This is a genomic window from Myxococcus vastator, assembly GCF_010894475.1.
Lineage (GTDB): Bacteria > Myxococcota > Myxococcia > Myxococcales > Myxococcaceae > Myxococcus > Myxococcus vastator.
This window is the reverse complement of the sequence record NZ_JAAIYB010000488.1, coordinates 1-6,088: the sequence shown is the minus strand read 5'-3', so window position 1 is coordinate 6,088 and position 6,088 is coordinate 1. Positions and strand designations below refer to the sequence as shown.

5 protein-coding genes are annotated in these 6,088 nt (G+C 69.9%); 1 reads left to right on the top strand and 4 read right to left on the bottom strand.

Annotated elements, in window-relative coordinates; genetic code table 11:
- The first annotated feature begins 71 nt into the window (after positions 1-71).
- Complete coding sequence (locus tag G4D87_RS32085; protein WP_163786496.1) at positions 72-1,667, top strand: methyl-accepting chemotaxis protein; 1,596 nt, start codon at positions 72-74, stop codon at positions 1,665-1,667.
- 84 nt (positions 1,668-1,751) lie between these two features.
- Here the strand turns inward: G4D87_RS32085 and clpA are convergent, their stop codons facing one another.
- The 4 genes from clpA to G4D87_RS32065 form a co-directional block, all read right to left on the bottom strand.
- On the bottom strand, positions 1,752-4,049 hold the full coding sequence (clpA, locus tag G4D87_RS32080) for an ATP-dependent Clp protease ATP-binding subunit ClpA (RefSeq protein ID WP_163786495.1): 2,298 nt from the start codon (positions 4,047-4,049) through the stop codon (positions 1,752-1,754).
- A 3-nt stretch (positions 4,050-4,052) separates the two neighbouring features.
- Positions 4,053-4,376 (bottom strand): ATP-dependent Clp protease adaptor ClpS, encoded by a 324-nt coding sequence (locus G4D87_RS32075; RefSeq protein ID WP_011555974.1) that lies wholly within the window; start codon positions 4,374-4,376, stop codon positions 4,053-4,055.
- Positions 4,377-4,416: 40 nt separating this feature from the next.
- Positions 4,417-5,577 carry a GNAT family N-acetyltransferase gene (locus tag G4D87_RS32070; RefSeq protein WP_163786494.1) on the bottom strand — a complete coding sequence of 387 codons (1,161 nt, stop codon included), beginning with the start codon at positions 5,575-5,577 and terminating at the stop codon, positions 4,417-4,419.
- A 67-nt stretch (positions 5,578-5,644) separates the two neighbouring features.
- Positions 5,645-6,085, bottom strand: coding sequence for a hypothetical protein (locus G4D87_RS32065; protein ID WP_163786497.1), 441 nt, complete (start codon positions 6,083-6,085; stop codon positions 5,645-5,647).
- Positions 6,086-6,088: the final 3 nt, after the last annotated feature.

Sequence of the window (6,088 nt, the reverse complement as noted above, 5' to 3'; positions counted from 1 at the left end):
TCCCGTGCCTGTTTCGCCTGCCCGCCTCCGCGCGGGTGCCGTGCTGACGTCGTTTCCCCGGCGGTGATTTCGTGAGCCTCCCGCAACAATCCTTCGCCTCCCAGTGGTCGCAGCAGTTCCGCCAGTCGCTGGGGCTGGCGCCGAAGTTCGTGCTCGTCACGGCGCTCATCAGCGCGACGGTGGCCACCCTGCTCACCGGCATCGCCACGCGGCGGCTGGAGAGCGACCTGGCGGACAGCTACCTGGGCGCGGGGCGGCACGTGGCCCGCGGGCTGGCGGTGGCGGCGGAGCAGGGCGTGGCGACGGGCGCCAGCGCGCTCCAGCCCATGCTGGACGCCAGCATGGGCCACTCGGACCTGGCCTATGCCTTCATCCAGGACTCGGCGGGCAACGTGGTGGCCCACACCTTCCCGGACGGCTTCCCGGACGCGCTGAAGGAGGCGGTCGCCACCGCGGGCGCGGGCGCGGTGCTGGAGGCGGACGCCGGGGGCCGCCGCCTGCGCGCCATGGACGTGGTGGCGCCGGTGGCCGGTGGCCGGCTGGGCTCGGTGCACGTGGGCGTGTCCCGGGACCACATTGACGGGCTGGTGTCCGCGCTGCGTGTTCGGATGGTGGGCTTCGCGGCGCTGCTGGTGGCCCTGGGCGTGGCGGTGTCCGCGCTGTTCGGCCGCAGCATCGTCGGGCCGCTGAAGAGCCTGACGGAGGTGGCCGCCCACATCGTGGAGTCCGGCGACTTGACGCGCCCCATCCAGGTGAAGAGCGGCGACGAGGTGGGCCGGCTGGCCAGCTCCTTCTCGCAGATGGTGGCGCGGCTGCGCGAGGTGACCGTCAACCTCCAGCAGGCGGCGGTGGCGCTCACCCAGTCCACCGAGCACCTGAATTCGTCCTCCACGGAGCAGGCGCAGACCATCTCCCGGCAGGCCGCGGCGCTGCAGGAGACGCAGGTGACGGCGCAGGAAATCAAGCAGACCTCCATGCTGGCCGCGCAGAAGGCGGAGAGCGTGCTGTCGGTGGCCGAGCGCGCCGATACGCTGGCCAAGTCCGGCGAGGCGTCGATTGAGCTCACCATGGCGGGGCTCAACGACATCCGCGCCCAGGTGGGGGAGATTGCCCAGAAAATCGTCGAGCTGGGCGAGCGCACGCAGCAGATTGGCGGCATCACCCAGACGGTGAAGGATTTGGCGGACCAGTCCAACATGCTGGCGCTCAACGCCGCCATCGAGTCCGTCCGCTCCGGCGAGCACGGCAAGGGCTTTGGCGTGGTGGCGCGCGAAATCCGCGCCCTGGCGGACCAGTCCATCGAAGCCACCACGCGCGTGCGCGAGCTGCTGGACGACATCGCCAGCCAGGTGGCGTTGGCGGTGCGAATCACGGAGCGCGGCGCCGAGCGCATGGAGTCGGGCCTGGCCCAGGTGCGCACCAGCGGGCAGAACCTGCGGGAGCTGTCCTCCATCGTCCAGGACAACGCCGCCGCCGTCCGGCAGATTGCCGCCGCCGTCAGCCAGCAGAACGTGGGCATCAACCAAATCACCCTGGCGGTGAACGACTTGTCCAAGATGATGGATGAGACGGTGGCCCGCATCGGCTCCACCGGCGAGGCCGCCACCACGCTGCAAATCGTCTCCGAGCAGCTCTCCAGCGCGGTGAAGAGCTACCGCGTCGAGTAGCAGCGCGCCGGACAGACGAAGGCCCCGGCTCCCTCGGGAAGGGGACCGGGGCCTCGTCATGTCCGCCGCTGGCGCGGCCAGGCGCTACGCCACCGCGGCGGTGGCGGGCTGCGTGCGCAGCTTGAGGCTTTCGCCGTCCACGTCGTAGTGGGCGGTGCCGCCATGCTTCAGGTCCCCGAAGAGGAGCGCCTCGGCGAGCGGCTTCTTCAGCGAGTTGTCCACCAGCCGGGCCATGGGCCGCGCGCCGAAGGCCGGGTCGTAGCCGTGCTCGGCCAGCCACGCGCGGGCGGCGGGCGTCAGCTCCAGCTTCACCTTCTTCTCGTCCAGCATCTTCTGGAGCAGGCGCACTTCCTTGTCCACCACCTTGAGGATGACCTCGGGCGGCAGGCCGGAGAAGAGAATCCACCCGTCCAGGCGGTTGCGGAACTCCGGCGTGAAGGTGCGCTCAATCGCCTTCTTCGCGCGGGTGGCGTCCACGGGCTTCGCGAGGTCGCCGAAGCCAATGGCCTTGGTGCTCATCTCCTGAGCGCCCGCGTTGGTGGTGAGGATGAGGACGATGTTGCGGAAGTCGGCCTTGCGGCCGTTGTTGTCCGTCAGCGTCGCGTGGTCCATCACCTGGAGCAGGATGTTGAAGAGGTCCGGGTGGGCCTTCTCGATTTCATCCAGCACCACGACCGCGTAGGGGTGCTTGCGCACGGCGTCCGTGAGCAGGCCGCCCTGGTCGAAGCCGACGTAGCCCGGTGGCGCGCCGATGAGCCGGCTCACCGTGTGCTTCTCCGAGTACTCGCTCATGTCGTAGCGCAGGAACTCCACGCCCAGCGACTGCGCCAGCTGCTTGGCCAGCTCCGTCTTGCCCACGCCCGTGGGGCCGGAGAAGAGGAACGAGCCAATGGGCTTCTCCGGCGCGCGCAGGCCGGAGCGGGCCAGCATGATGGCGCTGACCAGGTCCTTGATGGCCGAATCCTGCCCGAAGATGACGCCCTGGAGGTCCTTCTCCAGACCCTGGAGCTGCACGCCCTCGCTGGCGGACACGCTCTTGGCGGGGATGCGCGCCATCTTCGCGACGACGGCCTCCACGTCCGCGCCGCTGACGATGCCCGAGCGCTGGCCCTCCGGCTTGAGCCGCTCGGCCGAGCCCGTCTCGTCGATGACGTCGATGGCCTTGTCCGGCAGGAACCGGTCGTTGATGTGCTTGGCGGACAGCTCCGCCGCCGCGCGGATGGCCTCGGGCTGGTACTTCACCCCGTGGTGCTCCTCGTAGCGGCTCTTCAGCCCCTCCAGGATGAGGATGGTGTCCTCGACGGAGGGCTCGCTCACCTCGACCTTCTGGAAGCGGCGGGACAGGGCCCTGTCGCGCTCGAAGGCGGACTTGTACTCCTGGTACGTCGTCGACCCGATGCAGCGCAGCCGCCCGCTGGCCAGCGCGGGCTTGAGCAGGTTGGACGCGTCCATGGAGCCGCCGCTGGTGGCGCCCGCGCCGACGATGGTGTGGATTTCGTCGATGAAGAGGATGGCGTTGGGCTGCTCCTTCAGGGCCTTGAGCACCCCCTTGAGCCGCTCCTCGAACTGGCCGCGGAACTTGGTGCCCGCCAGCAGCGCGCCCATGTCCAGCGAGTAGACGACGGCGTCCTTCAGCACCTCCGGCACGCGGCCTTCGTGGATGTGCAGCGCCAGCCCTTCCGCGATGGCCGTCTTGCCCACGCCCGCCTCACCCACGTAGAGCGGGTTGTTCTTCCGGCGGCGGCAGAGCACCTGGATGGTGCGCTCCAGCTCCTTCTCGCGGCCGATGAGCGGGTCGATGCGCCCCTCCTGGGCCTCGATGTTGAGCTGCACCGTGTAGGCCTCCAGCGGGCTCTTCTTCGGGGCCTCGCCCTCGTCGTCGTCGCCCATGGGGGCGGCGTGGCCGGCGCTCTCCTCGCCTTCACCCTCACCCTCGCCGTCCTTGGTGACGCCGTGGGAGATGTAGTTGAGCAAATCCAACCGGGTGACGCCCTCCTGCTGGAGCAGGTAGAGCGCGTGGCTCTCGTCCTCGCGGAAGAGGGCCACCAGCACGTCTCCGCCGTCGATGAGCTTCTGCTCGGCGGACAGCGCGTGCATGGCGGCGCGGTGGAGCACCCGCTCCACGCCGATGGTCTGCTGCGGCTCGGCGTCCGCGCCCTCCGGCAGGCGTTCGACGGTCTCCTCCAGGAAGGAGACCAGGCGCTCCTGGAGTTGCTTCACGTTGGCGCCGCAGCCCTTCAAGACTTCGCGCGTGCGCGCGTCCCGGGTGAGCGCCAGGAGCAGGTGCTCCAGCGTCAGGTACTCGTGGCGCATCTTCCTCGCCTCGTCCAGGGCGGTGCGGAAGCTGGCCTGCAACTCTTTGGCAATCAGCGGTCCTGCCACGTTTCAACCTTCCTCGGGTTCCATGGAGAGCCGCAGCGGCATGTCGTTCTCCTGCGCCGCGGCCTCCACCGTCTGAATCTTCGTTTCGGCGACGTCGTACGTATAAACGCCGGCCACCCCGACACCGTTGTAATGAACGTGCAGCATGATCTGCACGGCATCCGTCTCCGACTTGTGGAAGACCTCCTTGAGCACGGCCACGACGAACTCCCGGGTCGTGTAGTTGTCGTTGTGCAGGAGCACCTTGTAGAGCGGCGGTTTCTTGAGCTTCTGCTTGGGGGCGGACTCCGTGATGACGGAGGTGTCGTGCTCATGCTTCTGCGCCATAAGTCGTTCGGACTCCCTTTGCTGAACGGGCGGGGGATTTTCAGTCCCCCTCCTTGAAACCAGTCTCCGCCCGCCACTGGGGCAGGCCTCCTTCGACGGCTGCCCGCTCGTGGGCCAGGAAGCCGCGCACGGCCCGGTCCATGCCCGGGTGGAGGAGCAGGTGCGCACTGTACGTGAGGTGTGGCTCGAAGCCTCGGGTGAGCTTGTGCTCTCCCCCCGCGCCCGGCTCGAAGCGCTCCATCCCGGAGGTGATGCCCTCCGAGAGGGGGTGGTACAGGCAGACGTTGAAGTGCAGGAAGGGGTGCTCCTCGAAGCAGCCCCAGTAACGGCCATACAGGACGTTGGCACCCGTGAAGTTGAAGGCGCCGGCCACCAGCCGGCCTTCCCGGCGGGCCTCCACCCACTCGGAGCGGTGCCGGAAGCGGGCGAGCATGCGCGCGAAGAAGTCCGGAGTGAGGAAGCGCTGGCCCCACGGATACTTGTCCACCGTGGCGGCGTACAGGCGGTGGACGGTGTCCGCGTCCACGTCCGCCAGCGCGTCCCCGCGCAGGGTGCGGACCTCGATGCCGTGCTCCGTCAGGGCCCGCAGCTCCCGGCGCAGCTGGTTGCGGCGCTTGGCGTGGAAGCGGGCGAGGAAGTCCTCCAGCGTCCGGTAGCCCCGGTTGCGCCAGTGGTACTGCACGCCCAGCCGCACGGCGAAGCCCTGGGCCTCCAGGACGGGCAGCTCCTCCTCGGTGGGGAACAGGACGTGGATGCCGGACAGGCGCTCGGCGCGGGCGAACTCCTGGGCGGCGGCGTACAGCTCCGCCTCGCGCGCGGCGCGGTCCTCGCCTGGGGCCACCAGCACGCGGCGCCCGGTGGCGGGGGTGAAGGGGACGGCGAGCACGAGCTTCGGGTAGTAGCGCAGGCCCGCGCGCTCGGCGGCGGTGGCCCAGGGGCTGTCGAAGACGAACTCTCCGTCGCTGTCGTCCTTGAGATAGGCGGGGGCGGCGGCCACCAGGCGCGAGCCGCGCCAGAGCGTCAGGTGCCGGGGGTGCCAGCCCCGCGCCGGCACCGCGCAGCCGCTCTCCTCCAGCGCGGTGAGGAACGTCCACTCCAGGAACGGCGTGGCCCGTGTGTCCACCAGCGCGTCCCACGTGGCGCGTGGGACGTCGGTGAGGGAGCGCAGGATGCGCAGCGTGGTGGGGAGCGGTGTCGACATCGTCGGAGCCTGGGCCAGGGCGAGCCTATAACGATGCGTACCCGCTGCTGCCACGCCTGTCCGGGCGCTACTTCCCGCGAGTCAGCTCCGCGGCGAGGAAGCGTCCGGCTTCCGCCAGTCCCTCCTCCCCCCGGCGGCGTCCCTCGTCCGATTCCATGACCCGCCGCGCGGCGTCACCCGCGGTGCCCACCTCCAGGTCCACCAGGATGAAGAAGGCGCTGAGCGCGGGGCTCATGGGCGCGACGCGTCCCGGCCGATGGGGCCGCTCACTCAGGGTGGCGGCCACCTTCTCCACCAGCCCGTCGTCGGTGAGCCGCTTCGCCTTGCCGCGCATGGCGGTCCACGCGGCGTCCAGCAGCGAGGGCAGCATCCGTCCGGAGAGCGCGCTGGACAGCCGCTGCGCCGCTTCTTCCTCATCAATGGCGTGGGCCTGCGCGTAGGTGGGGACGAGCTTGGCCACCACCACGGCGCGGGTGGCGAGGTGGGCGAGTCTGGGCGGGTAGGACACGCG